Source organism: Streptomyces sp. P1-3 (assembly GCF_050613155.1).
GTDB lineage: Bacteria > Actinomycetota > Actinomycetes > Streptomycetales > Streptomycetaceae > Streptomyces.
The window spans coordinates 1804949-1829061 of the sequence record NZ_CP192512.1; the positions used below are offsets into that span (position 1 = coordinate 1804949).

The 24113-nt window shown below is 72.1% G+C and carries 22 protein-coding genes; 6 read left to right on the forward strand and 16 right to left on the reverse strand.

All coding sequences use genetic code 11. The features are described 5' to 3' along the window. Nucleotides 1-21: 21 nt before the first annotated feature. The 8 genes from ACQUSR_RS07430 to ACQUSR_RS07465 all read right to left on the reverse strand — a co-directional run bounded on the left by ACQUSR_RS07430 (nucleotide 22) and on the right by ACQUSR_RS07465 (nucleotide 9629). The gene (locus tag ACQUSR_RS07430; protein WP_431041758.1) at nucleotides 22-2595 is read right to left on the reverse strand and encodes an ATP-binding protein; all 2574 of its coding nucleotides are present in this window, start codon (nucleotides 2593-2595) and stop codon (nucleotides 22-24) included. Nucleotides 2596-2834: 239 nt separating this feature from the next. Then, complete coding sequence (kdpC, locus tag ACQUSR_RS07435; RefSeq protein WP_431041759.1) at nucleotides 2835-3458, reverse strand: potassium-transporting ATPase subunit KdpC; 624 nt, start codon at nucleotides 3456-3458, stop codon at nucleotides 2835-2837. Nucleotides 3459-3463: 5 nt separating this feature from the next. After that, entirely contained in the window at nucleotides 3464-5590 is a 2127-nt protein-coding gene (kdpB, locus tag ACQUSR_RS07440; RefSeq protein WP_431041760.1) for a potassium-transporting ATPase subunit KdpB, read from the reverse strand. Between the two features lie 32 nt (nucleotides 5591-5622). Beyond that, nucleotides 5623-7287: a potassium-transporting ATPase subunit KdpA gene (gene kdpA, locus ACQUSR_RS07445; protein WP_431041761.1), complete on the reverse strand. Its 1665-nt coding sequence runs from the start codon at nucleotides 7285-7287 to the stop codon at nucleotides 5623-5625. An 8-nt stretch (nucleotides 7288-7295) separates the two neighbouring features. Further along, nucleotides 7296-7385: a K(+)-transporting ATPase subunit F gene (gene kdpF / locus ACQUSR_RS07450; protein ID WP_023537980.1), complete on the reverse strand. Its 90-nt coding sequence runs from the start codon at nucleotides 7383-7385 to the stop codon at nucleotides 7296-7298. 313 nt (nucleotides 7386-7698) lie between these two features. Continuing rightward, nucleotides 7699-8466, reverse strand: a complete 768-nt coding sequence (locus ACQUSR_RS07455; RefSeq protein WP_431041762.1) for a DUF3710 domain-containing protein — start codon at nucleotides 8464-8466, stop codon at nucleotides 7699-7701. 1 nt (nucleotide 8467) lies between these two features. After that, entirely contained in the window at nucleotides 8468-8983 is a 516-nt protein-coding gene (dut, locus tag ACQUSR_RS07460) for a dUTP diphosphatase (protein WP_431041763.1), read from the reverse strand. 61 nt (nucleotides 8984-9044) lie between these two features. After that, a complete protein-coding gene (locus tag ACQUSR_RS07465) occupies nucleotides 9045-9629 on the reverse strand; it encodes a PaaI family thioesterase (protein WP_431041764.1) in 585 nt (194 codons plus the stop codon). 59 nt (nucleotides 9630-9688) lie between these two features. Between ACQUSR_RS07465 and ACQUSR_RS07470 the strand changes: the two genes are divergently transcribed. Beyond that, the gene (locus ACQUSR_RS07470) at nucleotides 9689-10135 is read left to right on the forward strand and encodes a DUF3093 domain-containing protein (RefSeq protein WP_431041765.1); all 447 of its coding nucleotides are present in this window, start codon (nucleotides 9689-9691) and stop codon (nucleotides 10133-10135) included. A gap of 52 nt (nucleotides 10136-10187) precedes the next feature. On the opposite strand, the gene ACQUSR_RS07475 is transcribed toward ACQUSR_RS07470, so the two are convergent. The 4 genes from ACQUSR_RS07475 to ACQUSR_RS07490 all read right to left on the reverse strand — a co-directional run bounded on the left by ACQUSR_RS07475 (nucleotide 10188) and on the right by ACQUSR_RS07490 (nucleotide 13522). Beyond that, nucleotides 10188-10898, reverse strand: coding sequence for a hypothetical protein (locus ACQUSR_RS07475; protein WP_431041766.1), 711 nt, complete (start codon nucleotides 10896-10898; stop codon nucleotides 10188-10190). 14 nt (nucleotides 10899-10912) lie between these two features. Beyond that, nucleotides 10913-11212: a DUF4193 domain-containing protein gene (locus ACQUSR_RS07480; RefSeq protein WP_431041767.1), complete on the reverse strand. Its 300-nt coding sequence runs from the start codon at nucleotides 11210-11212 to the stop codon at nucleotides 10913-10915. 409 nt (nucleotides 11213-11621) lie between these two features. Further along, nucleotides 11622-12863, reverse strand: coding sequence for a sensor histidine kinase (locus ACQUSR_RS07485; RefSeq protein WP_431041768.1), 1242 nt, complete (start codon nucleotides 12861-12863; stop codon nucleotides 11622-11624). 5 nt (nucleotides 12864-12868) lie between these two features. Beyond that, on the reverse strand, nucleotides 12869-13522 hold the full coding sequence (locus ACQUSR_RS07490; RefSeq protein ID WP_304464365.1) for a response regulator transcription factor: 654 nt from the start codon (nucleotides 13520-13522) through the stop codon (nucleotides 12869-12871). Between the two features lie 458 nt (nucleotides 13523-13980). Between ACQUSR_RS07490 and ACQUSR_RS07495 the strand changes: the two genes are divergently transcribed. Then, nucleotides 13981-14154: a hypothetical protein gene (locus ACQUSR_RS07495; RefSeq protein WP_431041769.1), complete on the forward strand. Its 174-nt coding sequence runs from the start codon at nucleotides 13981-13983 to the stop codon at nucleotides 14152-14154. Nucleotides 14155-14288: 134 nt separating this feature from the next. On the opposite strand, the gene ACQUSR_RS07500 is transcribed toward ACQUSR_RS07495, so the two are convergent. Together ACQUSR_RS07500 and ACQUSR_RS07505 are read right to left on the reverse strand one after the other, a co-directional pair. Next, entirely contained in the window at nucleotides 14289-15089 is an 801-nt protein-coding gene (locus ACQUSR_RS07500; RefSeq protein WP_431041770.1) for an inositol monophosphatase family protein, read from the reverse strand. 68 nt (nucleotides 15090-15157) lie between these two features. Beyond that, nucleotides 15158-16411 (reverse strand): ferrochelatase, encoded by a 1254-nt coding sequence (locus ACQUSR_RS07505; RefSeq protein ID WP_431041771.1) that lies wholly within the window; start codon nucleotides 16409-16411, stop codon nucleotides 15158-15160. 173 nt (nucleotides 16412-16584) lie between these two features. Here ACQUSR_RS07505 and ACQUSR_RS07510 point away from each other — a divergent pair, with 173 nt between their 5' ends. Together ACQUSR_RS07510 and ACQUSR_RS07515 are read left to right on the forward strand one after the other, a co-directional pair. After that, entirely contained in the window at nucleotides 16585-17850 is a 1266-nt protein-coding gene (locus ACQUSR_RS07510) for an MFS transporter (RefSeq protein WP_431041772.1), read from the forward strand. After that, a complete protein-coding gene (locus tag ACQUSR_RS07515; RefSeq protein WP_431041773.1) occupies nucleotides 17807-19129 on the forward strand; it encodes a D-arabinono-1,4-lactone oxidase in 1323 nt (440 codons plus the stop codon). Before ACQUSR_RS07510 ends, ACQUSR_RS07515 begins: the two co-directional genes overlap by 44 nt. A 24-nt stretch (nucleotides 19130-19153) precedes the next feature. On the opposite strand, the gene ACQUSR_RS07520 is transcribed toward ACQUSR_RS07515, so the two are convergent. Then, the gene (locus tag ACQUSR_RS07520) at nucleotides 19154-19933 is read right to left on the reverse strand and encodes a hypothetical protein (RefSeq protein ID WP_431041774.1); all 780 of its coding nucleotides are present in this window, start codon (nucleotides 19931-19933) and stop codon (nucleotides 19154-19156) included. Nucleotides 19934-20543: 610 nt separating this feature from the next. Between ACQUSR_RS07520 and sepH the strand changes: the two genes are divergently transcribed. After that, the gene (sepH, locus tag ACQUSR_RS07525) at nucleotides 20544-21659 is read left to right on the forward strand and encodes a septation protein SepH (protein ID WP_431041775.1); all 1116 of its coding nucleotides are present in this window, start codon (nucleotides 20544-20546) and stop codon (nucleotides 21657-21659) included. A 540-nt stretch (nucleotides 21660-22199) separates the two neighbouring features. Here sepH and ACQUSR_RS07530 read toward each other — a convergent pair. Beyond that, nucleotides 22200-23036: a sulfurtransferase gene (locus ACQUSR_RS07530; protein ID WP_431041776.1), complete on the reverse strand. Its 837-nt coding sequence runs from the start codon at nucleotides 23034-23036 to the stop codon at nucleotides 22200-22202. Nucleotides 23037-23318: 282 nt separating this feature from the next. On the opposite strand from ACQUSR_RS07530, the gene ACQUSR_RS07535 reads away from it, so the two are divergent. Continuing rightward, a complete protein-coding gene (locus ACQUSR_RS07535) occupies nucleotides 23319-24101 on the forward strand; it encodes a VOC family protein (protein WP_431041777.1) in 783 nt (260 codons plus the stop codon). The last annotated feature ends 12 nt before the right edge of the window (nucleotides 24102-24113 follow it).

Sequence of the window (24113 nt, forward strand, 5' to 3'; positions counted from 1 at the left end):
TGTCGTCTCGGTTGCGGCCGGTCACGTGGTGACCTGGGCCGGGAGGTCGGGGCGGGCCGGCGGCCGGCCCGGTGCGGCCTGGAGGGTGAGGACCATGGTCATCCCGCCGCCGGGGGTGTCCTCGGCTGTGAGCTGGCCGCCCATCGCCTCGGCGAAGCCCCGGGCGACGGCGAGGCCGAGGCCGACCCCGGCGCCGCGCGGGGCGTCGCCGTACCGCTGGAAGGGTTCGAAGATGCGGTCCTTGGCGCTGTCGGGGACGCCGGGACCGCGGTCGGCGACGCGCAGCTCCACCCGCTCGCCCAGGGCGCTGGCCTTGACCAGGACCGGGGTGTCCGCGGGGCTGTACTTGACGGCGTTCTCGACGATGTTGGCGACGCTGCGCTCCAGCAGGCCGGGGTCCACGGCGACCATCGGCAGCGCCTCGGGGATGTCGAGGCTGACGCTGCCCTCCGGGACGCCGACGAGGGCCATCGGGACCACCTCGTCCAGATCGACCTCGCGGATCAGCGGGGTGACGGTGCCGGTCTGGAGCCGGGACATGTCCAGGAGGTTGCCGACCAGGTGGTCCAGACGGTCGGCGCCCTCCTCGATCCCCTCCAGCAGCTCCGCCTCGTCCTCCTCCGACCAGGCGACGTCGTCCGAGCGCAGCGAGGTGACGGCCGCCTTGATGCCGGCGAGCGGGGTCCGCAGGTCGTGGCTGACGGCGGCCAGCAGGGCGGTGCGGATCCGGTTGCCCTCGGCCAGCTCGTGGGCGCGCTCGGCCTGGCCGACCAGCCGCTGGCGGTCCAGTACGACGACGGCCTGGGCGGCGAAGGCGGCGAGCACCCGGCGGTCCTCGGCGGGCAGCACCCGGCCGCTGAGCGCCAGGGCCATGTTGTCGCCGACCGGCATGTCGACGTCGGCGTCCTCGGGCCGTACCGGCGGCGGGGCGTCGCCGCTGCCCGCGCTGCCCGCGCAGGTCCAGGGCTCGACCTCGCTGGTGCGCTCCAGCAGCGCCACCGAGTCCATACCGAAGGTCTCCCGGACCCGCTCCAGCAGCGCCTCCAGGCTGGTCTCCCCGCGCAGCACGCTGCCCGCGAGGAAGGAGAGCACCTCGGACTCGGCGCGCAGCCGGGCGGCCTGGTGGGTGCGGCGGGCGGCGGTGCCGACGACGGACGCGACCAGGGCGGCGACCGCGAAGAAGATCACGATCGCGACGATGTTCTTCGGGTCCTGGATCGTCAGCGTGCGGGTGGGCGGGGTGAAGTAGTAGTTGAGCAGCAGGGAGCCGAAGGCCGCGGAGGCCAGGGCGGGCAGCATGCCGCCCAGCAGCGCCGCCACCACGTTGATGAACAGGAACAGCAGCACCTCGTTGGCGAAGCCCGGCCCGGAGTCGTAGGCGTCGGGGTTGGCGTTGATGCCGGTGAGGAGCAGTGAGAGGAGGACGGGGCCGACCATGCCGACCAGCCAGCCGGCGACGATGCGGGGCCGGCCGAGCCGGGCGCGGCGGGCGACGGGCAGGCCGCGGCCCTTGGCGACCTCGTCATGGGTGACGATGTGAACGTCCAGGTCCGGTCCTGAGTCCCGCGCCACGGTGGCGCCGACGCCCGGCCCGAAGATGTACTGCCATGCCTTGCGGCGGCTGGAGCCGAGCACGATCTGGGTGGCGTTGACGCCGCGTGCGAACTCCAGCAGCGCGTGCGGGATGTCCTCGCCGATGACGTGGTGAAAGGTTCCGCCGAGGTCCTCCACGAGGGTCCGCTGGACGGCCAGCTCCTTCGGGGAGGCGGAGGTCAGCCCGTCGCTGCGGGCGATGTAGACGGCGAGGATCTCGCCGCCGGCGCCCTTGGCGGCCATGCGGGCGGCGCGGCGGATGAGGGTGCGGCCCTCGGGGCCTCCGGTGAGGCCGACGACGATGCGCTCACGGGCACTCCAGATGGTGGAGACCCGGTGGTCGGCGCGGTACTGCTGGAGGTACTCGTCGACCCGGTCGGCGGTCCACAGCAGCGCCAGTTCGCGCAGGGCGGTGAGGTTGCCGGGCCGGAAGTAGTTGGAGAGCGACGCGTCGATCTTGTCCGGCTTGTAGATGTTGCCGTGGGCCATGCGGCGGCGCAGCGCGTGGGGCGACATGTCGACCAGCTCGATCTGGTCGGCGCGGCGGACCACCTCGTCGGGCACGGTCTCGCGCTGGCGGACGCCCGTTATGGACTCCACCACGTCGCCCAGCGATTCGAGGTGCTGGATGTTGACGGTGGAGATGACGTCGATGCCGGCCTGGAGCAGCTCTTCGATGTCCTGCCAGCGCTTGGTGTTGCGGGAGCCGGGGACGTTGGTGTGGGCCAGTTCGTCGACGATCGCGACGGCGGGGCGGCGGGCGAGGACGGCGTCCACGTCCATCTCGGTGAAGGTGGTCCCCCGGTACTCCATCGCGCGGCGCGGCACCTCCTCCAGCCCGTGCAGCATGACCTCGGTGCGGGGGCGGTCGTGGTGCTCGACCAGCGCGACGACGAGGTCCGTGCCCCGCTCGACCCGCCGGTGGCCTTCCGACAGCATCGAATAGGTCTTCCCGACGCCTGGTGCCGCACCGAGGTAGATCCGAAGTTTGCCGCGTCCCATGGGCCCCATTTTCGTGCTTGGGCCGGTAGACCGCCCTGCCTATCGAATATGCAACCTCGACTCTACGGCCCAGGGAGCGGACAAATGAGACACGGGGGCAGCGGTACGGCGGTATTGACACAGTCCTGACGTGCCCTTCCCGCTGCCCCGCCCGCAAACGGGAGCGGCCCGTGGCGCCCCTCGTACGGGGGGCCACGGGCCGCCGGACCGTCGGGCGGTCAGCTCTTGGCGCCGGGCGATCAGCTCTTGGCGAGCTTCTGCACCGCGATGTTGAGCTTGAGCACGTTGACGTGCGGCTCGCCGAGGAAGCCGGCGGTGCGGCCCTCGGTGTTGTCCTTCACCAGCTGCTCGACCTGCGCCTCGGTCAGGCCGTTGTGCTTGGCGACGCGCTTGATCTGGATCTCCGCGTACTTCTTGGAGATGTGCGGGTCGATGGCCGAGGAGGAGCCGGTGACCGCGTCCTTGGGGACGTCGGACTCCTCCACCTTGTTGAAGTCCGCGACCTGCGCCTTGGCCTTGCGCACCATCCCGACCAGATCCGAGTCACTGGTGCCGAGCTGGCTGGAGCCCGTGGTCAGCGGGTCGTAGCCGCTGTTGGACGGCCGCCCCTGGAAGAACTTCGGGTCCGGCTTCGGCTCCTCCCCCTCCTTGGCGGGCAGGTTGTAGGTCTGGCCGATCAGCTTGGACCCGACCTCCTTGCCGTCCACCTTGATCATGGAGCCGTTGGCCTTGTCGTGGAACGCGCCCTGGGCGACGCCCGTGATGACGAGCGGGTAGAGCACGCCCGTGACCACGGTGAGTACCAGCAGCGCGCGGAACGCGGCCACCACCAGCCGGGTGGTGCTCTGTACGGATTTCATCATGAGGGTCACCCGATCCCGGGGATCGCAGAAATGATCAGGTCGATGAGCTTGATGCCGATGAACGGCGCGATCAGGCCGCCCAGGCCGTAGATGCCCAGGTTGCGGCGGAGCATCTTGTCCGCGCTGACCGGCCGGTAGCGCACGCCCTTCAGGGCGAGCGGCACGAGCGCGATGATCACCAGCGCGTTGAAGACGACCGCGGACAGGATCGCGGACTGCGCCGACCCCAGCTGCATGATGTTCAGCTTGTCGAGGCCCTCCAGGCCCTCGAAGCTGGCGAACATCGCCGGGATGATCGCGAAGTACTTCGCGACGTCGTTGGCGATCGAGAAGGTGGTCAGCGCGCCGCGCGTGATGAGCAGCTGCTTGCCGATCTCCACGATCTCGATCAGCTTGGTCGGGTTGGAGTCCAGGTCCACCATGTTCCCGGCCTCCTTGGCGGCCGAGGTGCCGGTGTTCATGGCCACGCCGACGTCCGCCTGGGCCAGCGCGGGCGCGTCGTTCGTGCCGTCACCGGTCATGGCGACGAGCTTGCCGCCCGCCTGCTCCCGCTTGATGAGCGCCATCTTGTCCTCGGGCGTGGCCTCCGCGAGGAAGTCGTCCACGCCCGCCTCGTCGGCGATCGCCTTGGCGGTCAGCGGGTTGTCACCCGTGATCATGACGGTCTTGATGCCCATGCGGCGCAGTTCCTCGAACCGCTCCCGCATGCCGTCCTTGACGACGTCCTTGAGGTGGATGACGCCCAGGACGCGGGCGCCCTTGTCGTCCTCGACGGCGACCAGCAGCGGGGTGCCGCCGGCCTGCGAGATCTGGTTGGCGAGCTCGTCGGCGTCGGCCGCGACCGTGCCGCCGCGCTCCTTGACCCACGTGATGAGCGAGGCGGTCGCGCCCTTGCGGACCCTGCGGGACACGCCGTCCTCGACGAGGTCGACGCCCGACATGCGGGTCTGCGCGGTGAACGGCACCCACTCGGCACCCACGAGCTCGCCCTCGTGGCGCTCGCGCAGGCCGTACTTCTCCTTGGCCAGGACGACGATCGAGCGGCCCTCGGGCGTCTCGTCGGCGAGCGAGGAGAGCTGGGCGGCGTCCGCCACCTCTGCGGCCGTGGTGCCCTTGACGGGCACGAACTCGGCCGCCTGGCGGTTGCCGTACGTGATGGTGCCGGTCTTGTCCAGCAGCAGCGTGGAGACGTCGCCCGCCGCCTCGACCGCGCGCCCGGACATCGCCAGGACGTTGCGCTGGACCAGGCGGTCCATGCCGGCGATGCCGATCGCGGACAGCAGCGCGCCGATGGTGGTCGGGATCAGGCAGACCAGCAGCGCGGTCAGCACGATCAGCGACTGCTCGGCGTCGGCGTAGACCGCGAAGGGCTGCAGGGTGACGGTCGCGAGCAGGAAGATGATCGTGAGCGAGGCGAGCAGGATGTTCAGCGCGATCTCGTTCGGCGTCTTCTGCCGCGCGGCGCCCTCGACCAGGTTGATCATCCGGTCGATGAAGGTCTCGCCGGGCTTCGTCGTGATCTTGATGACGATGCGGTCGGACAGCACCTTCGTACCGCCGGTGACCGCGGACCGGTCGCCACCGGACTCACGGATGACCGGAGCCGACTCACCGGTGATCGCGGACTCGTCGACGGACGCGACACCCTCGACGACGTCACCGTCGCCGGGGATGATGTCGCCCGCCTCGCAGACCACCAGGTCGCCGACGCGCAGCTGGGTGCCCGGCACCTGCTCCTCGCTCGTGCCGTCCTTGGACAGCCGGCGGGCGACGGTGTCGGTCTTGGCCTTGCGCAGGGTGTCGGCCTGGGCCTTGCCGCGGCCCTCGGCGACCGCCTCCGCCAGGTTGGCGAAGATCACGGTCAGCCACAGCCACGCCGTGATGGCCCAGCCGAACCAGTCGCCCGGGTCCTTGACCGCCAGCACGGTGGTGAGCACCGAGCCGATCTCTACGACGAACATCACCGGGGCCTTGACCATCACCCGCGGGTCGAGCTTGCGGAAGGCGTCCGGCAGGGACTTGACCAGCTGGCTGGGGTCGAAGAGCCCGCCGCCCACCCGGCCACCCTCCGGCTTGTGCCCGGTGGGCACGTCCTGGTGCGGCGCGGTGGTCGGGGCTTGCGTGGTGGACATGGAGCGAGGCTCCTCTTTGGTTACTTCAGTGTTCATACCGAGAGCCCCTCAGCGAGCGGACCGAGCGCCAGGGCCGGGAAGAAGGTGAGGCCGGTGATGATCAGGATCGCCCCCACCAGCAGCCCGGTGAACAGCGGCTTCTCGGTGCGCAGCGTGCCCACGGTGGCCGGGACCGGCTTCTGCTCGGCCAGCGAGCCGGCCAGCGCCAGGACGAACACCATGGGGATGAAGCGGCCGAGCAGCATGCACAGGCCCAGCGCGGTGTTGTGGTACTCCGTGTTGGCCACGAATCCGGCGAACGCGCTGCCGTTGTTGTTCGACGCCGAGGTGTAGGCGTACAGCACCTCGGAGAAGCCGTGCGCACCGGTGTTGGTCATGGAGCTCTCGCCCTTGCCCAGCGCCATCGCCAGTGCGGTGCCGGTGAGCACCAGCGCCGGGGTGACGAGGATGTAGCAGGCGGCGAGCTTGATCTCGCGGGTGCCGATCTTCTTCCCGAGGTACTCGGGCGTACGGCCGACCATGAGGCCCGCGATGAAGACCGCGATGATGGCCATGACCAGCATGCCGTAGAGGCCGGAGCCGACGCCGCCGGGCGCGATCTCGCCGAGCATCATGCCGAGCAGCAGCACACCGCCGCTGAGCCCCTCGAACGAGTCGTGGAAGGAGTTGACCGAACCGGTCGAGGTCATGGTCGTGGCGACCGAGAACAGCGAGGAGGCGCCCTCACCGAACCGCTGCTCCTTGCCCTCCATGGCGCCGCCGGCCAGCTGCGAGGCGGTGCCCGGATGCGCGAACTCCGTGACGGTCACGGCGATGACCGCGCCGAAGCAGATGATGCCCATGGCCGCGACGACGGCGTAGCCCTGCTTCACGCTGCCGACCATCTTGCCGAAGGTGCGGGGCAGCGAGAACGGGATCACCAGCAGCAGGAAGATCGTGAGCAGGTTGGAGAAGCCGTTGGGGTTCTCGAACGGGTGCGCGGAGTTGGCGTTGTAGAAGCCGCCGCCGTTGGTGCCCAGGTCCTTGATGGCCTCCTGCGAGGCGACCGCGCCACCGGTGATGCTCTGCTTGTCGCCGGTGAGCGTGGTGATCTGGTGGACGTCCGAGAAGTTCTGCACCGCGCCGGCCGCGACCAGCAGGATCGCCGCGACCACGGAGATCGGGACGAGGATCCGCACGACGCCGCGGACCAGGTCGGCCCAGAAGTTGCCGAGGTCGCCGGTGCGGGAGCGGGCGAAGCCGCGTACGAGCGCGATCGCGACCGCCATGCCGACGGCCGCCGACACGAAGTTCTGGACCGCGAGGCCGCCGGTCTGGACGAGGTGGCCCATGGCCGACTCGCCCGAGTAGGACTGCCAGTTGGTGTTCGAGACGAAGGACGCGGCGGTGTTGAACGCCTGATCCGGGGTGATCGCCTTGAAGCCCAGCGAGAGCGGCAGCTTGTCCTGGAAGCGCTGGAGCGCGTAGAGGAACAGGACACCGACCGCGGAGAACGCCAGGACGCCGCGGAGGTAGGCGGGCCAGCGCATTTCGGCGTCGGGGTTGGCGCCGACACAGCGGTAGATCAGCCGCTCTACACGCAGGTGCTTCTTGGAGGTGTAGACGGCGGCCATGAAGTCGCCGAGGGGACGGTGGACCAGGGCCAGCGCGACGATCAGCGCGGAGACCTGGAGCACATCAGCGAGGACGGGGCTCATATTGGTGCTCAGAACCTCTCCGGGAAGACAAGGGCGAGGACCAGGTAGCCCAGCAGGGCCACCGCCACGACCAAGCCGACGACATTCTCGACGGTCATAGCTTCGAGACCCCCTTGGCGACGAATGCCACCAGCGCGAAGACCGCGAGCGTGGTGACGACGAAGGCCACGTCGGCCATCGGTGCTCCTACAAGATGAGGTTCGGTTGAACGGACCCCCAAAGGAAACCGTCTGCCCGCCCCCGCAAGAACGCCGTTGACGGCTCCCTTACGGCCATTAGCGCGCTCTTGACGACATCCATACGCCGATCGCCTCTACCTGCGGAAACGCCAGAGGGCCGCACTCCGAATCACGGAGTGCGGCCCTCTTGGAACGGCCGCTTCCGGCCGTTCGCGGCCGGTTCTGCCTTGTCTCAGCGCACCTCGGTGATCTCGGGCCCGCGCTGCAGCCTGTCGGCGCCGCCCGCGAACCGCGAGCCCTGCGCCTCGTCCTGCTGCACGCCGTCCGGCACCATCTGCGCGTCCTCGGGAAGCTTGAGGACGATCGGGTCGCGCGGAGCCATCGGGCCCTCGCCGCGGACCACCACGGTGTCCCGGAAGATCGCCTCCAGCAGGCTCCCGGTCTCGGGCTTGACCGCGCCCTGGCCGGAGATCACGCCGCGCAGGAACCAGCGCGTGCCGTCGACGCCGACGAACCGCACCATCTGCACGCCGTTGGTCCCGTCGGGCAGCTGCACCGGCACCTGGGCGCGCAGCTCCCAGCCGAGCGGGCCCTCGACCTCGTCCACGACGCCGCCCTGCCGGGTGATGCCGCCGGCGATCTCTTCCCGTACCTCGCCCCAGATGCCTTCCTTCTTGGGCGCGGCGAACGCCTGGAGCTGCACGGCGCTGTCCCGCAGCACCACGGTGGCGGCCACGATCGCGTCCCCCGCGACCTCCACCCGCAGTTCCATGCCTTCGACGCCGGGCACGAACATCCCCCCGAGGTCCACCCGGCCCTCAGCGGGCCGGGCCACCTCGGAGACGTCCCAAGGGCCGTCGGGGCGCGGCGCCGGTGGCAGGCTCACCCTGCTCACGGCCGCGTCCTCCGCGTCCTCCGCGGTGTCCTCGGCCAACTCCTCGGCGGCGACGTCGAGCTTCTCGACGTCTTCCTCGCTGCGCTTGCGGCGACGTCCGAACACGTCACTGTCCTTCCCGGTCGGAACCGACCGAAGCGTATCCATTCCCACCCGTCGAGCCGTCCACGGCGGCATGTCCGCCGGTGGACCCGAAGCCCCCGTCGGCCCGAGCCGAACCGGGAAGCTCCGCGACCTCGTGGAAGCGCACCTTCTCGACCTGTTGGACGACCAATTGGGCGATCCGGTCGAACCGCTCGAACCGCACGTTCGCACGGGGGTCCAGGTTGACCACGATCACCTTGATCTCTCCACGGTACCCGGCATCGACCGTCCCCGGGGCATTCACCAGTGCCACACCGCAGCGGGCCGCCAGGCCCGACCGCGGGTGCACGAACGCCGCGTACCCGTCCGGGAGGGCGATGGACACCCCCGTCGGCAGCACCGCCCGCTCACCAGGGGCGAGCTCGGCGGCCTCGGTGGTGACGAGGTCCGCGCCCGCGTCACCGGGGTGGCCGTACGCGGGCAGGGGCACCTCGGGGTCCACCCTGCGGATCAACACATCGACGGGCGTCCGGGTCACGCCGTCCTCCTGTTCGCTTCCATGCCCGCGGTCACGGGCCTGCCGCCTGCGGGGCATACGGTCACGGGTTCACCTCGAAGGCACGCGCCACCCGGATCTGGTCGGGGTCGGCGAGTGCCGCGTCGATCTCCTCCGCGCGGCCGTTCTCGATGAAGTGGTCGACCTTCACCTCGATGAAGAGGGCGTCGGCGCGGACCGCGACGGGTCCGTCCGGGCCGCCCATCCGGCCGGTCGCGGTGGAGTAGATCTTGCGCCCGTCCACGGCGGTCACCCGCGCTTCCAGGTGCAGTACGGTGCCGACCGGCACCGGTGAGAGGAAGTCCGTCTCCAGGCGGCCGGTCACCGCGATCACCCGCAGCAGCCAGCTGAGCGCGCCCATCGCCTCGTCCAGCGCCGTGGTCAGCACCCCGCCGTGGGCCAGGCCCGGCGCGCCCTGGTGGGCGGTCTGCACGGTGAACTCGGCGGTCAGGCTCACGCCCTCGCCCGCCCGCACGGCGAGCTGCAGCCCGTGCGGCTGCCCTTCGCCGCAGCCGAAGCACTGCGCGTAGTGCGATCCCAAGGGCTCCCCGGGCGCGGGGGCGTCGGGGTGCCGTACCGGCGGTTTCGCCCCGGCCGGCGGCGTCAGCGCTGTCGTTCTTCCACTCACAGCGCCGAACCTTACCCGCGCGACAGGTGCGGATCCTCCGCCGTGCCAAGCTTGCTGTCATGCAGCCTTACGAAGAACGTCTGACCGCGCCCCGTTCCTGGTGGTTCATGACGGCCCTGGTGGGGGTCGCGCTGGGGCTGATCATGCTGCCCTTGGGCACGCTGCCGCTGGTGGGCGGGCTGATCGGCGGGACGGCGCTGGCGGCCGTGGCGGTGAGTTCGTACGGCTCGGCACGGGTCCGGGTGGTGGCGGGGTCGCTGGTCGCGGGGGACGCCCGGATCCCGGTGTCGGCCCTGGGCACCGCCGAGGCGCTGAACGCGGACGAGGCGGCGGCCTGGCGCACGCACAAGGCCGATCCGCGGGCGTTCATGCTGCTGCGGGGGTACATCCGGACCGCGGTGCGGGTGGAGGTCACCGACCCGTCCGATCCGACGCCGTACGTCTATCTCTCCACACGCCATCCGGAGCGGCTGGCAGCGGCGCTGGACGCCGTACGGGCGGGCTGAGCGGGACGACGGCGCGGGGCGGGCTCGCCGGCCCCCGAAGGCGGTTCGCCCGTCAGCCCGGCGGAAGCGGTTCGGGAAGCGGCAGCGCCTCCCAGGTCAGCTGCCGGGCGCGCAGATCCTTGCGGATCTTCTCGGCGAGTCTCCTGGTCTCGCGCCGATTGGTCGTGGCGCCGACGGCCGCGCCGATCATGTAGGGCGCCAGGCCGGGCAGATTGCGGAAGGACCGCTTGAGGACCTTCTGGCGCAGCTCGCGCCGGAGCTGGACGCCGAGCGCCGCGTTGACGGTGACCGGGGCGGCCACGTCGATGCCGCGCTCCTCGGCCCAGGAGGCGAGGTACGCGGCGGTGCGCTGGCGAATGCCGCCGGGCGCGCGCAGGCCGTAGACCTCGTGCAGCTCGGCGACGAGCTTGAACTCCACGGCGGCCACGCCGATGATCTCGGCCGCCAGTTCGGCGGGCAGCGCGGGGGGAACCGGCAGCATCGCCGCCGCGCCGATGCCCGCACCCACGGTGGAGGTGCCTTTGACGGCACCGGCCACCAGTGCGTCGGCCAGTTCCTCGGGGCCGAGCCCGGGGAACTGCGTGCGCAGGGTCGCGAGGTCGCGGACCGGGACGCGCGGGGCGTTCGCGATGATGCGCTCGACGGTGGTGGTCAGCCCCGTCCGCACACCTCGGCCGCCTACGCGGGCGCGCCGGCCGACCGCGGCCGCGAGCGAGGCCCCGCGGCCCCGCTCGACGCTCGCGTCGCCCAGCTCCGCGCTCACGCCGGTCCCACGCCTCAGGCCGCGCAGTCGCGGCAGATCGGATGGCCGTTCTTCTCCTCGGCCAGCTGGCTGCGGTGGTGCACGAGGAAGCAGCTCATGCAGGTGAACTCGTCCTGCTGCTTCGGCAGCACCCGGACGGCCAGCTCCTCGTTCGAGAGGTCCGCGCCGGGCAGCTCCAGCCCTTCGGCGGCCTCGAACTCGTCGACGTCGACCGACGAGGTCGACTTGTCGTTCCGGCGAGCCTTCAGCTCTTCGATGCTGTCCTCGTTGACGTCATCGTCGGTCTTGCGTGGGGTGTCGTAGTCCGTTGCCATGTCGCTCTCCCCCTCTGGGTGTCTGCGGTGTCTCCAGCGCACGTAACGCGTGAGAGGCCGGACTTGTGCCCGACCCGAGGCGGAGATTTTGCCTCACATCAAGGTCTGTTACTCAATCGACACCCAACCGCGCCTCCAAGAGGCGATCGAGTTGAGTGGCGAAGGGGACCGTACACGGTCCGCGAGGCGCGTGGCGCACCCGCCTTGACGTGTACTTCCCGTGAGCGGGACGCCCGGAAACCCGGATTTTCCCGGCCTTCCGCCGACCGTGGCGATCACTCAGCGTGGATGGCCGGAAATTCGTCCCTGTGATCGATCACACACGAACAAGGTGGTGATCGGATCAGGAAAATTCCGCCTAAAGCGAACCAGTGCGCGATCGCACGACCTGGGGACATGGTCTCAGATCTCAGCGCGGAAGAACGACTCGCATGATCAGCCCGCCGCCCTCGCGCGGCTCCGCCGAGATCCGCCCGCCGTGCGCCCGCGCCACCGAGCGCGCGATGGAAAGCCCCAGGCCGACGCCCTTGTCGCTGCCTGTACGCTCCGTACGGAGCCGGCGGAAGGGCTCGAAGAGGTTGTCCACCTCGTAAGCGGGAACGACCGGACCGGTGTTCGTCACCACCAGCACCGCGTGGCCGCCCTGCGCCTCGGTGGTGACCTCGAGCCACCCGTCCGGCACGTTGTAGCGCACCGCGTTCTGCACCAGGTTCAGCGCGATCCGCTCCAGCAGCACTCCGTTGCCCTGGACCACGACCGCCCGGCGGAACCCGCGCAGCTCCACGCCCTTGGCCTCCGCCTCGCCCCGCACCTGGTCGAGCGCCTGGGTCGCCACCTCGGCCAGATCCACCGGCTTGCGGTCGACGATCTCGTTCTCGCTGCGGGCCAGCAGCAGCAGGCCCTCCACCAGCTGCTCACTGCGCTCGTTGGTCGCCAGCAGCGTCTTGCCGAGCTGGGTGAGCTCGGGCGACGCGGCCGGATCGGAGAGCTGGACCTCCAGCAGGGTCCGGTTGATCGCCAGCGGCGTACGCAGCTCGTGCGAGGCGTTCGCCACGAACCGCTGCTGCGCGGTGAACGCCCGGTCCAGCCGCTCCAGCATCTCGTCGAAGGTGTCCGCCAGCTCCTTGAGCTCGTCGTCGGGCCCGTCCAGCTCGATCCGCCGGGACAGGTCCGAGCCCGCCACCTGGCGCGCGGTGCGGGTGATCCGGCCCAGCGGCGAGAGCACCCGGCCGGCCATGGCGAAGCCGAACGCGAAGGCGATCACCGACAGCCCGAGGAGGGTCAGCAGTGAGCGGCGCAGCAGGCCGTCCAGGGCCATCTGCCGCTGCTCCTGCATGCAGTCGTTGAGCGCCTGGTTGAAGACGTCGGGCTGGAGCTGCTTGCCGACGATCTCCGGGCAGGTGTCGTTGGTGGGCAGCACCCGGCCGGTGACCAGTTTGAACGGCAGCTCATTGCCCACGTTCAGGGCCTGGGCGGCCAGGAGGTAGATGATCGTCAGCAGCACGACGCCGGCGATCAGGAACATCCCGCCGTACAGGAGGGTGAGCCGTATCCGGATCGTGGGGCGCAGCCAGGGATGCCGCGGCGCGGGCAGCCACGGGTCGCGGGTGGGCCTCGGGGGGACGTGGGGCGGCGGTGGGGTGGCGGCCATGCGGGTCAGATCCGGTAGCCGGAGCCGGGCACGGTGACGATCACGGGGGGCTCGCCGAGCTTGCGGCGCAGCGTCATGACCGTGACCCGTACGACGTTGGTGAACGGGTCGGTGTTCTCGTCCCAGGCCTTCTCCAGCAGCTGCTCGGCGGAGACCACGGCGCCCTCGCTGCGCATCAGCACCTCCAGCACGGCGAACTCCTTGGGCGCCAGCTGGATCTCCTTGCCGTCCCGGAAGACCTCACGGCGGTTGGGGTCCAGCTTGATCCCGGCCCGTTCCAGGACGGGCGGCAGCGCGACGGTCGTACGGCGTCCCAGGGCTCGCACCCGGGCGATGAGCTCGCTGAAGGCGAACGGCTTGGGCAGATAGTCGTCCGCGCCGAGTTCGAGCCCCGCGACCCGGTCGCTGACGTCGCCGGAGGCGGTGAGCATCAGGACCCGGGTCGGCATGCCCAGCTCGACGATCTTGCGGCACACGTCGTCGCCGTGGACCAGCGGAAGGTCGCGGTCGAGCACCACGACGTCGTAGTCGTTGACCGCGATGCGCTCCATGGCGGCGGCACCGTCGTAGACGACGTCCACGGCCATGGCCTCCCGGCGCAGGCCCGTGGCCACCGCATCGGCGAGCAGCTGCTCGTCCTCGACGACGAGTACTCGCACGTCGCTTGTCCTTCCCTCGGGGGCCCCGCGGACGGGGCCGTGATCACTCAGCACGCTCCTTGAGCGCCTCCATCCTGCCCCGAAGCCCGATAAACCGGCGGTAAGCGCGGTGAGCGGGGCTTTCCGGCCGGCGGAGCGGCGGTGGCGGCCGGGTGGACCGGCGGTGGCGGCCGGGTGGACAGGCCCGGAAGAGCGGGCAGACGGCCGACACACGTTCGGATTCGATTCCGATTTTCCGGAAAGTCGAGGTTTCCGCTCCGTCGGCGATGGGGAGGACGACTGCACACACCCCGCGATCACGCCTTGTTTCCCGGCACGCGACGACCCGCTGGACCCCGCGGCCGGCAGGGCCACGCACGTGATCGTCACCCCACGGCCCCGGCCGGAGGGGACAACCGGAAAAACCCCTGAGGGCACACCCCCGTGCCGCCGATCCGACCCAGACGAGGGGGCGCCATATGGACGCGTTCACCGCAGGCCTTCTGCAGCGCATAGAGACCACCCAGTCCGACCTGTCCCGCGCCCGTGAGGCGGGCGACGAGCACCTTGTCGACGTGGAGCTGGCGGAGCTGGACGATCTGCGCCGACTGGCCGCCGAGCACGGCGTGCACGTCGGTGCGGTAGCCGTCTGAGCCTCTCCCTACGCCGTGAGGTCTCTCCCTGCGCCCTGAGGGTGGGGGACCCCACCCGGGACACGAGCCCGCAAACGATGGAGCGCCCCGGTGCCGTGCAGGCACCGGGGCGCTCCGCCGTCTCCGCACGGCCCTCAGTCGTGCCAGGCGCCGAGGTCCTCCAGCTGCCGCTGCAAGGGCTCGAAGAGGCCCGGTACGGCCGCGAGCGTGAGGTCCCCGTCGGCGGGGGCGCCCGGCCTGCCGCCGGTCAGCGCGCCGGCCTCGCGCGCGATGAGCTCGCCCGCGGCCAGGTCCCACGGGTTGAGCCCGCGCTCGTAGTAGGCGTCGAGACGGCCGCACGCGACGTCGCACAGGTCGATGGCCGCCGAGCCGCCCCGCCGGATGTCCCGCACCCTCGGCAGCAGCACCCGCACGACCTCGGCCTGGGCGGCGCGCCGCTCGGTCAGATAGCCGAAGCCGGTGCCGACGAGCGCCTGCTCGAAGGGCGGCGCCTGCCGGACCCGGGTCCGCTCCCCGTTCCGGAACGCGCCGCCGCCCGCGACCGCGTGGTAGGTCTCCGCGCGCATCGGGGCCTCGACCACGCCCACGACCGTCTCGCCGTCCAGTTCGGCGGCGATGGACACCGCCCACGACGGCAGCCCGTAGAGGTAGTTGACCGTGCCGTCGATCGGGTCGATCACCCAGCGCACCCCGCTGCTGCCGGCCGCGTTCGCGCCCTCCTCCCCCAGCACGCCGTCGTCGGGACGCCGCTCGGCGAGGAAGTCGGTGATCAGCTTCTCGGCGGCCACGTCCATCTCGGTGACGACATCGATCGGGCTGGTCTTGGTCGCGGCCACGCCGAGGTCGGCGGGCCTGCCGTCGCGCAGCAGGGCACCGGTGCGGCGGGCCGCCTCCAGGGCGACGGCGAGGAGTTCCTGCTTGAGCTGGTCGGTCACTGTTCTCCTTGGTCGTACAGACGGCCCGCCGCGGCTGCGGGCCGTCGGGTTGCGCGTACGGGCAGCGGCTACGCGTACGGGCTGTCGGCGCCCGCCGCGGCGGGCCTGGGGGCCCGCGCCGGGCAGCAGCCGACGGGGCACAGATCGTGGCTCGGCCCGAGCCGACCCAGCACGCAGTGCTCCGGGACGGGGCTGTGCGCCTGCGGCGCCGCCGCCCGGCGTTCGGTCGCCGCCCGCTCCAGCACCAGGTCGCGCACCGCGGCGGCGAAGCGGGCGTCGGCACCGACGGTGGCGGCGCGGCCGACCGGCAGCCCGAGCTCCCCGGCCTTGGCCACCGCCTCGGTGTCGAGGTCGTACTTGACCTCCATGTGGTCCGAGACGAAGCCGATGGGGACCATCACGGCGGCCGGCGCCCCGGCGGCGTGCAGCTCCTCCAGGTGGTCGCAGATGTCGGGCTCCAGCCACGGGATGTGCGGGGCGCCGCTGCGGGACTGGTAGACCAGCCGCCAGGGGTGGTCGATCCCCGTCTGCTCGCGCACCTCCTCGGCGATGACCCGCGCGACGTCCAGGTGCTGGACCACGTACGCGCCCCCGGCCCCGTCGGACGTGTGGTCCTCGGCGGGCCCGGAGGTGTCGGCGGCGGCGGTCGGGATGGAGTGCGTGGTGAACGCCAGATGGGCCCCGGCCCGGACGTCCTCGGGCAGCTCGGCGAGCGCGGCGAGCGTCGCGTCCACCATGGGCCGGACGAAGCCGGGGTGGTTGAAGTAGTGCCGGAGCTTGTCCACCCGCGGCAGTGGGAGGCCCTCGCTCTCGAGGACCTCCAGCGCGTCCGCGAGGTTCTCCCGGTACTGGCGGCAGCCGGAGTACGAGGCGTAGGCGCTGGTGGCCAGCACCAGGACGCGGCGGTGCCCGTCGGCGACCATCTCGCGCAGGGTGTCGGTCAGATACGGCGCCCAGTTGCGGTTCCCCCAGTAGACCGGCAGGTCCAGGCCGTGCTCGCCGAAGTCCTTGCGCAGCGCCTGGAGCAGCTCGCGGTTCTGCGCGTTGATCGGGCTGACCCCGCCGAAGAGGAAGTAGTGCCGGCCGACCTCTTTGAGCCGCTCACGCGGAATGCCGCGGCCTCGGGTGACGTTCTCCAGGAACGGCACGACGTCCTCCGGCCCCTCGGGGCCGCCGAAGGAGAGCAGCAGCAGGGCGTCGTACGGCGCGGCGAACGCAGGGCCGGGCTGGGCGGGAGAGGAGGAGCCGGGCTGGGCGGGAGAGGAAGAGCCGGGCTGGACGCGAGAAGGGGAGCCGGGCTCGGGTGATCGCTGGGCGGACATGTTCCCGATCCTGCCACTCCCAGGCCGCTTCGGGCCGCACAGGCCCACGGGCGGGCGGCACGCCGCGCGCGCCCGAAGTCCCCGCGGAAATCCGGATGTGCGCCCCCTCCGGGGGCCGTAAGCTGTATCGACCACCTACGTCCCTTACCTGCTGACCGGCGGAGCGCTGCCCTGTGCCCAGTCCCTATCGCCTGATCTTCGCCGCACCCGGCGCCAAGGGCTTCTCCGCGGCCGGCTTCCTCGGCCGGATGCCGCTGTCGATGATGGGCATCGGCATCGTCACGATGATCTCGCAGCTCACCGGCCGGTACGGCCTCGCGGGCGGGCTCGCGGCCGCCGTGGCGCTGTCCGCCGCCGCCGTGGGACCCCAGATATCCCGGCTGGTCGACCGCTACGGCCAGCGCCGGGTCCTGCGGCCGGCCACCCTGGTCGCGGCGACGGGCGCGGCGGGACTGCTGGTGAGCGCGCACCGGGGGTGGGCGGACTGGACGCTGTTCGTGTTCGCCGCGGTGGCCGGCTGCGTGCCGAGCGTCGGCTCGATGGTGCGGGCGCGCTGGGCGGCGATCTACCAGGACTCGCCGCGTGAGTTGCACACCGCGTACGCCTTTGAGTCGGTCGTCGACGAGGCCTGCTTCATCGTGGGGCCGATCCTGTCCATCGGGCTGTCCACCGCCTGGTTCCCCGAGGCGGGCCCGCTGCTCGCCGCCTGCTTCCTGACGGCCGGGGTCTTCCTGCTCACCGCGCAGCGCGCCACCGAGCCCGTGCCGCATCCGCGCGAGCAGCACGCGGGCGGTTCGGCGCTGCGCTCCCCCGGCCTGCAGGTCCTGGTGGCCACCTTCGTGGCGACCGGGGCCATCTTCGGCGCGGTGGACGTGGTCACCGTGGCGTTCGCCGAGGAGGAGGGGCACAAGGCCGCGGCCAGCCTGGTGCTCGCCGTCTACGCGCTCGGCTCCTGCCTGGCGGGCGTGGTTTTCGGCCTGCTGGACCTCAAGGGGTCCGCGGCCCGGCGGTGGCTGCTGGGCGTGTGCGCCATGGCCGTGAGTATGATCCCCCTCCAACTGGTCGGGAGCCTGCCGTTCCTGGCCGTGGCGCTCTTCGTCGCGGGCCTGTCCATCGCACCGACGATGGTCACCACCATGGCCCTGGTCGAGCGGCACGTACCACGCGCGAAACTGACCGAGGGCATGACCTGGACGAGCACGGGGCTCGCGGTCGGGGCGGCGCTCGGCTCGTCGGCCGCCGGCGCGGTGGTCGACGCCGCCGGGGCCGGCGCCGGGTACGTGGTCTCGACGGCGTCCGGAGCGCTCGCGGCGGCGGTGGGCTTCCTCGGGTACCGCCGGCTGCGGCCGGCGCCACAGCGGGTGACACCGCAGGCGAGGGGAAGGTCAGGGGCGGATGACCGAGACGAGGACCGGGCGGGGCAGCGGAACATGGCGTAACTGGGCGGGCAATGTCACCGCCCATCCGGTACGGACGGTCACCCCGGCGTCCACGGAGGAGCTGGCGGCGGCCGTCCGCGCGGCGGCCGGCGAGGGCCTCGCGGTGAAGGCCGCCGGCACCGGGCACTCCTTCACCGCCGTGGCCGCCACCGACGGGGTGCTGATCCGGCCCGACCGGTTGACCGGGGTGACCGGCCTGGACCGCGCCGCCGGGACGGTGACCGTGGCGGCGGGCACCCCGCTGCGGCGGCTGAACGAGACCCTCTCCGCGCACGGGCTGTCGCTGACCAACATGGGCGACATCATGGTGCAGACCGCGGCCGGGGCGACCAGCACCGGTACCCACGGCACCGGCCGCGACAGCGCCTCACTGGCCGCGCAGATCCGCGGCCTGGAGCTGGTGACGGCGGACGGCTCGGTGCTGCGCTGCTCGGCGGCCGAGAACCCGGAGGTCTTCGCGGCGGCCCGGCTGGGTCTCGGCGCGCTGGGTGTGGTCAGCTCGATCACCTTCGCGGTGGAGCCGGAGTTCCTGCTCACCGCCCGTGAAGAACCCATGTCCTTCGACCGGGTGACCGGCTCCTTCGACGAACTCGTCGCGGACAACGAGCACTTCGAGTTCTACTGGTTCCCGCACACCGACCGCTGCAACACCAAGCGCAACAACCGCACCGAGGGCCCCGCCGCCCCGCTCGGCCGGGTGAGCGGCTGGATCGACGACGAGCTGCTGTCCAACGGGCTCTTCAAAGTGGCCTGCGCGCTAGGGCGGGCGGTTCCGGCCGCGATCCCGGGCATCGCCCGGGTCTCCAGCCGCGCCCTGTCGGGCCGTACGTACACCGACATCCCCTACAAGGTCTTCACCAGCCCACGCCGGGTGCGCTTCCTGGAGATGGAGTACGCGGTGCCGCGCGAGGCCGCCGTCGAGGTGCTGCGCGAGCTGAAGGCCACTGTGGAGCGCTCGGACCTCCGGGTCAGCTTCCCAGTGGAGGTGCGGACCGCGCCCGCCGACGACGTACCGCTGTCCACCGCGTACGGCCGGGACAGCGCGTACATCGCCGTGCACATGTACCAGGGCACCCCGCACCAGGCGTACTTCACCGCGGTCGAGCGGATCATGACCGCGCACGAGGGGCGGCCGCACTGGGGCAAGCTGCACAGCCGGGACGCCGCGTATCTGTCCGGGGTCTATCCGCGGTACGGGGAGTTCACCGCGCTGCGCGACCGGTTGGACCCGGGGCGGGTCTTCGGGAACGACTATCTGCGACGGGTGCTGGGAGCCTGACGCCGCCCAGCGGCCGGACGCGACTCAGCGGTCGGCGGTGGTGCCCCCGTTGGAGTCGCCGGTCGCTGGGGTCGCGGGTGGTGTGGTCGCTCCGGTGTCCGCGCCGTCGCCGTCGCCCTGCCCGCCGTCACCACCCGTATCCCCGGTGCCCGGCGAGGGGGTCGGGGTGGGAGTGGGGGTCGGAGTGGGCGTGGCGGTGCCGTCCGGCCTGGACGTGCCGTCGCCGTCACCGGTCGGGGTCTTCGACGGGGTCGGGGAGGGAGTGGGCGTCGCGACGCCGCCTGCGGGGGTCTCGTCGCCCGGCGACGAGGTGCCCGGTGCCGGGTCGGGGCGCCGGGTGGCGGGCCGGGAGCCGCCGTCGCCCACGCTGTTGCCCACGGTGGTGCCGCCGCGATCGCCGCCCCAGACGTTGGACACCGGCCCACCGGAGAACGCCTCGATCCCGGTGATGGCGCCCATCGCGAGGGCGAACACCGCGCCCGCCGCGAGGGCGGGGCGCTTCCAGCCGCGCAGCCGCGTGCCGTGCGTCGTCGCGTCGCCGTACGCGTCCCGCGCGGGTGGCGGTGCGGGGAGCTCGCCGTAGGGGGCGTCGGCACGGGAGTCCCCCATGCCCGGGCGGGAATCGGGGGCGCCGGTCCCGGACTTGGGCCGGACCTGGCCCGTCGCTTCCTTCAACTGCTCACCGGTACGCCGGAACACATGCTGGAAGACCGAGCCGCCCGCCGTGGCCACCACGCTCACCACACCGGCGCCGATGATGGTTCCGTACACACCCAGTTTGGAGGCGAGCACGGCCGCGGCCACAGCCGCCAGTGCGCTGCCCGCGACCTGAGCGACACTCAGCTCGAGACGTCGGGTTTCCGCCTTTCCGCCGGTTCCCGCCGACTTTTCCTCACTTTCGGCTCTGACGCCCATCTCTGCCCTTGATCGACCGTTCGTGCCACCTTGCAACCACAAGTGACCTCCGAGCGAAGCGAGTAGTTCCATTTCTGACGCTTCTGTGAAACTTGACACGCCGCCCTGCTCCGGCGGTCGCGCCGAAGGGGCGTAACTCAGCCGTCTGGCGTGAACTTGGCTGGCGTGCCGGTCCACCCAGGTGGCCCGAATGGAGTACTGTGGCGAGCCTTGGCCCCGCTTTCCCGTCCGGCCGCCCGGACCCAGCGGGAGGGGTCGACCAGCGGCAACTCGACCGGCGGCGCCGCGACATGGCAGGGGACTTGCTGCACAGAGTGATGACCGTCACTATGAGTTGCGAACAGGTAACCGTGCCATAACGGCGGATCGGGGCCCAGACCCGACACGCCGGGCAACTCGGCAATGTTGTGGCAGGCTGCACCCGGGCAGGCCACACTCGTCTAGCGGGAGAACGGCAGCGACGCACGTGACGTCGGCAGGCACCACCCGGGAGGTCCCCATGCCCGAACTGCGTGTCGTGGCCGTCAGCAACGACGGCACACGGCTGGTGCTCAAGGCTGCGGACAGCACGGAGTACACGCTACCGATCGACGAACGGCTGCGCGCCGCGGTGCGCAACGACCGTGCCAGGCTCGGCCAGATCGAGATCGAGGTCGAGAGCCATCTGCGGCCCCGCGACATCCAGGCGCGTATACGAGCCGGTGCGACCGCGGAAGAGGTCGCCCAGATGGCCGGCATCTCGGTGGACCGGGTGCGCCGCTTCGAGGGACCGGTGCTGGCCGAGCGCGCGTTCATGGCCGAGCGTGCCCGTAAGACACCCGTCCGCCGCCCCGGTGAGAACACCGGGCCGCAGCTCGGCGAGGCCGTCACGGAGCGTCTGCTGCTGCGCGGCGCCGAGAAGGACACCGCGCAGTGGGACTCGTGGCGGCGTGACGACGGCACGTGGGAGGTCCTGCTCGTCTACCGCGTGGCCGGGGAGCCGCACTCGGCGAGCTGGACGTACGACCCGCCCCGGCGGCTGGTACAGGCAGTCGACGACGAAGCGCGGGCGCTGATCGGCGAGACCGACGACACGCCCGAGCCGAGCTTCCCGTTCGTACCCAGGATCGCGCGGCTGCCCCGGGACCGGGTACTCGACCGGCCCGAGCGGCCCGACCGCCCCGAGCGCTCCACCGACCGGCTCGACCGGCTGGAGCGGTTGGAACGCCCCCTGTCGGCGCCGCACTCCGACACCGACACGGAGGCCGTGGCCGCCGACGACAGCGGGGGCGGCGGCGAACGCGAACGCGACTCGCTGACCAGCCTGCTGGAGGCGGTACCGAGCTTCCGCGGCGACATGATCGTGCCCGAGCAGGCACCGCCGCCGGACGGGCCGCCGGACGAGCCCGCGGCGGAACAGGAGGCGGTCGAGCCGCCGGCACCCGCGGCGAGCGCGGGCGCGGGCGCGGCGTACGCGGATGTGCTGATGCCGCGTTCGGTGGCCGGGCACCGCGAGCGGCTCACCGGTACGACGGACCGCCAGGCCGAGGCGGACGGCGTCCGGCCGGGCCGGCGGGCGGCGGTGCCGAGCTGGGACGAGATCGTCTTCGGTACGCGCCGCAAGAAGCAGGACTAGCGCCGCCGCCCCCGCGCCGAGGTGCGCCTCGCCGTTGTCCCGGCGGCGGGCGGCGGTGAGCACGCGTGCTGCGCCGTTGCGGGTGCGCCTTCGCGTCGCGGCGGGGTTGGGGCCGCTCTGGGGCTCCCCCAGCGCGGCCTCCCCCAGTGCGGCCACTGGGGGTGCCTCCAGAGGTGCCCCCACTCGTGCGGCGCAGTTACTGACCCACCGTGAGGTGGGCCGGCGATTGGCTGCGCCGTCAGCGGCCGCATGGGGGGGGGAGGAGCCCCGACGCGTCCCCGCCCGCCGCTCCGGCGACTGACCGCCGGTGGCACCACTCCTGCGACAACCCGGTGGGCCGCCGGAATCGGACCCCTGCCAGGGACGGGCGCGGGACGGCGCGAGGGGGCGTACTGGGGCGGCATAGCACCACGGGCCGAGGGGGCGCCCGGCGCGGAGGCGGCCACCCCGGCGAGGTGGTCGCCCCCGCCCGCCCGAGCGCCCGCGCCCCGCGAGTGGCCTCGCGCGGTGTGTACGTGACGGGCGAGTGGGTGGGATGCGTCAGCCGGGCTGGGGGCCCGTGGCCACCGGGCGGGTCCCGTCCGACGACCATTCGCTCCACGACCCCACATACAGCGCCGCCGGAACCCCCGCCACCGCCAGCGCCAGCACCTCCTGGGCGGCCGAGACGCCCGAGCCGCAGTAGACCCCGACCTCCACTCCCTCCTTCGCACCGAGCCGGGCGAAGCGGTCGGCCAGCTCCGCGGCCGGCCGGAACGTCCCGTCCGCCGTCACGTTCTCGGTGGTCGGGGCGGACAGCGCGCCCGGAATGTGGCCGGCGATCCGGTCGATCGGCTCGACCTCGCCCCGGTAGCGCTCCGCCGCGCGGGCGTCCAGCAGCACCCCGCGCCGCGCCAGCGCCGCCGCGCCGTCCGCGTCCAGCAACTCCAGCGCCCCCGGCGCCGGGGTGAAGTCGCCCGGCGCGACCGGGGGTTCCTCGGTGGTCAGCGGGCCGCCGGCGGCGGTCCAGGCGGCGAGCCCGCCGTCCAGGACGCGTACCCGGGTGTGGCCCGCCCAGCGCAGCAGCCACCAGGCGCGGGCCGCTGCCCAGCCCTGGCCGCCGTCGTAGACGACGACGTCACGCCCGGCGGTCACCCCCGCCTGGCGCATCGCGGCCGCGAAGACGGACAGGTCGGGCAGCGGGTGCCGGCCCGCGGCGCCGGCCGGGCCCGCGAGTTCGGTCTCCAGGTCCACATAGACCGCGCCGGGGATGTGCCCGGCGGCGTAGGCCGGGCGGCCGGGCGGCCCGCCCATCTGGTAGCGGACGTCCAACAGGGTCGGCGGCTGCTCGGCGGCCGACTCGCTGCCGAGTTCGGATGCGGTGATGATGTCACTCATAAGACCCCATCCTTGCGTAGTGACGCCTGCGCCGAATGGTCTGCCCGGATACCCGGTGTGCGTCGCATTGACATCATCCGGCAACGAGGCCGAAAAGGATGCGACACGTGAAAACGGGCATGCTCCTTCGGGAACCCGGGAAATGCGGCGCGGCCAGGGCGCACGGCGCGGCTGGTGGTGCGAGCATCTGCTCGGGCCCCGTCCCGAACCACCCCATCCATCCCCGAGGAGCCGATCGGCCTGTGCCGCACGGCTACCCCGATGGTCCGAGGAGAGAGTGAGATGACCGAGGCACCGGCTCGGTGCGCACCGGGCATGCCCTGCTGGACAAGTCTGATGGTGCACGGCCTGGCCACGACGGAGAGCTTCTACCACGCGCTGTTCGGCTGGGACTTCAGGCCCGGACCACAGCAGTTGGGCGCGTACGTACGAGGAGTGCTCGACGGCCACGCGGTGGCCGGTATCGGTGAACTCGCCCCCGAGCGGCACCTTCCCATCGCCTGGACGACCTACTTCGCCTCGGACGACGCCGACGAGACGGCGGAACGGATCCGGTGCTGCGGAGGCACCGTGGCCGTGGGGCCGCTCGACGCGGATCTGGCGGGGCGGCTGGTGATCGCCGCGGACCCGGCGGGCGCGGTGTTCGGTGTGTGGCAGGGCCGGCAGCATCTGGGCTCGGAGCTGACGGGGGCGCCGGGCACCCCCGTCTGGCACCAGCTGCGCACGTACGAGACGGCCACCGTCGGCAAGTTCTACGAGGCCGTCTTCGGCTACCGGACCGAACCGGACGGGGCGGACGGGGCGGACGGCGTCGACCGGGCGACGATGTATCTGGGCGGCCGCCAGGTTGCCGCGATCCACGGCGTGGGCCATGCCCTGCCGCCGGACCGGGGGCCGTACTGGCTCACGTACTTCGGCGTGGCGGACACCGACGAGGCCGTCCGCCGGGTCACGGAGCTGGGCGGGCGCGTCATCGAGCCGCCGCGGGAGGGGGCGGCGGGGCGGCAGGCCACCGTCGCGGACCCGGAGGGCGCGGTGTTCAGGGTGGTGGCGACGCCCCGCTAGCGTGCGGCGCTC

Excerpts from the sequence above, each read along its gene's own strand:
- ACQUSR_RS07430 (WP_431041758.1), bottom strand. The coding sequence starts at position 2,595 with ATGGGACGCGGCAAACTTCGGATCTACCTCGGTGCGGCACCAGGCGTC.
- kdpC (WP_431041759.1), bottom strand. The coding sequence starts at position 3,458 with ATGATGAAATCCGTACAGAGCACCACCCGGCTGGTGGTGGCCGCGTTC.
- kdpB (WP_431041760.1), bottom strand. The coding sequence starts at position 5,590 with ATGTCCACCACGCAAGCCCCGACCACCGCGCCGCACCAGGACGTGCCC.
- kdpA (WP_431041761.1), bottom strand. The coding sequence starts at position 7,287 with ATGAGCCCCGTCCTCGCTGATGTGCTCCAGGTCTCCGCGCTGATCGTC.
- kdpF (WP_023537980.1), bottom strand. The coding sequence starts at position 7,385 with ATGACCGTCGAGAATGTCGTCGGCTTGGTCGTGGCGGTGGCCCTGCTG.
- ACQUSR_RS07470 (WP_431041765.1), top strand. The coding sequence starts at position 9,689 with ATGCAGCCTTACGAAGAACGTCTGACCGCGCCCCGTTCCTGGTGGTTC.
- ACQUSR_RS07480 (WP_431041767.1), bottom strand. The coding sequence starts at position 11,212 with ATGGCAACGGACTACGACACCCCACGCAAGACCGACGATGACGTCAAC.
- ACQUSR_RS07485 (WP_431041768.1), bottom strand. The coding sequence starts at position 12,863 with ATGGCCGCCACCCCACCGCCGCCCCACGTCCCCCCGAGGCCCACCCGC.
- ACQUSR_RS07495 (WP_431041769.1), top strand. The coding sequence starts at position 13,981 with ATGGACGCGTTCACCGCAGGCCTTCTGCAGCGCATAGAGACCACCCAG.
- ACQUSR_RS07505 (WP_431041771.1), bottom strand. The coding sequence starts at position 16,411 with ATGTCCGCCCAGCGATCACCCGAGCCCGGCTCCCCTTCTCGCGTCCAG.
- ACQUSR_RS07515 (WP_431041773.1), top strand. The coding sequence starts at position 17,807 with ATGACCGAGACGAGGACCGGGCGGGGCAGCGGAACATGGCGTAACTGG.
- sepH (WP_431041775.1), top strand. The coding sequence starts at position 20,544 with ATGCCCGAACTGCGTGTCGTGGCCGTCAGCAACGACGGCACACGGCTG.
- ACQUSR_RS07530 (WP_431041776.1), bottom strand. The coding sequence starts at position 23,036 with ATGAGTGACATCATCACCGCATCCGAACTCGGCAGCGAGTCGGCCGCC.
- ACQUSR_RS07535 (WP_431041777.1), top strand. The coding sequence starts at position 23,319 with ATGACCGAGGCACCGGCTCGGTGCGCACCGGGCATGCCCTGCTGGACA.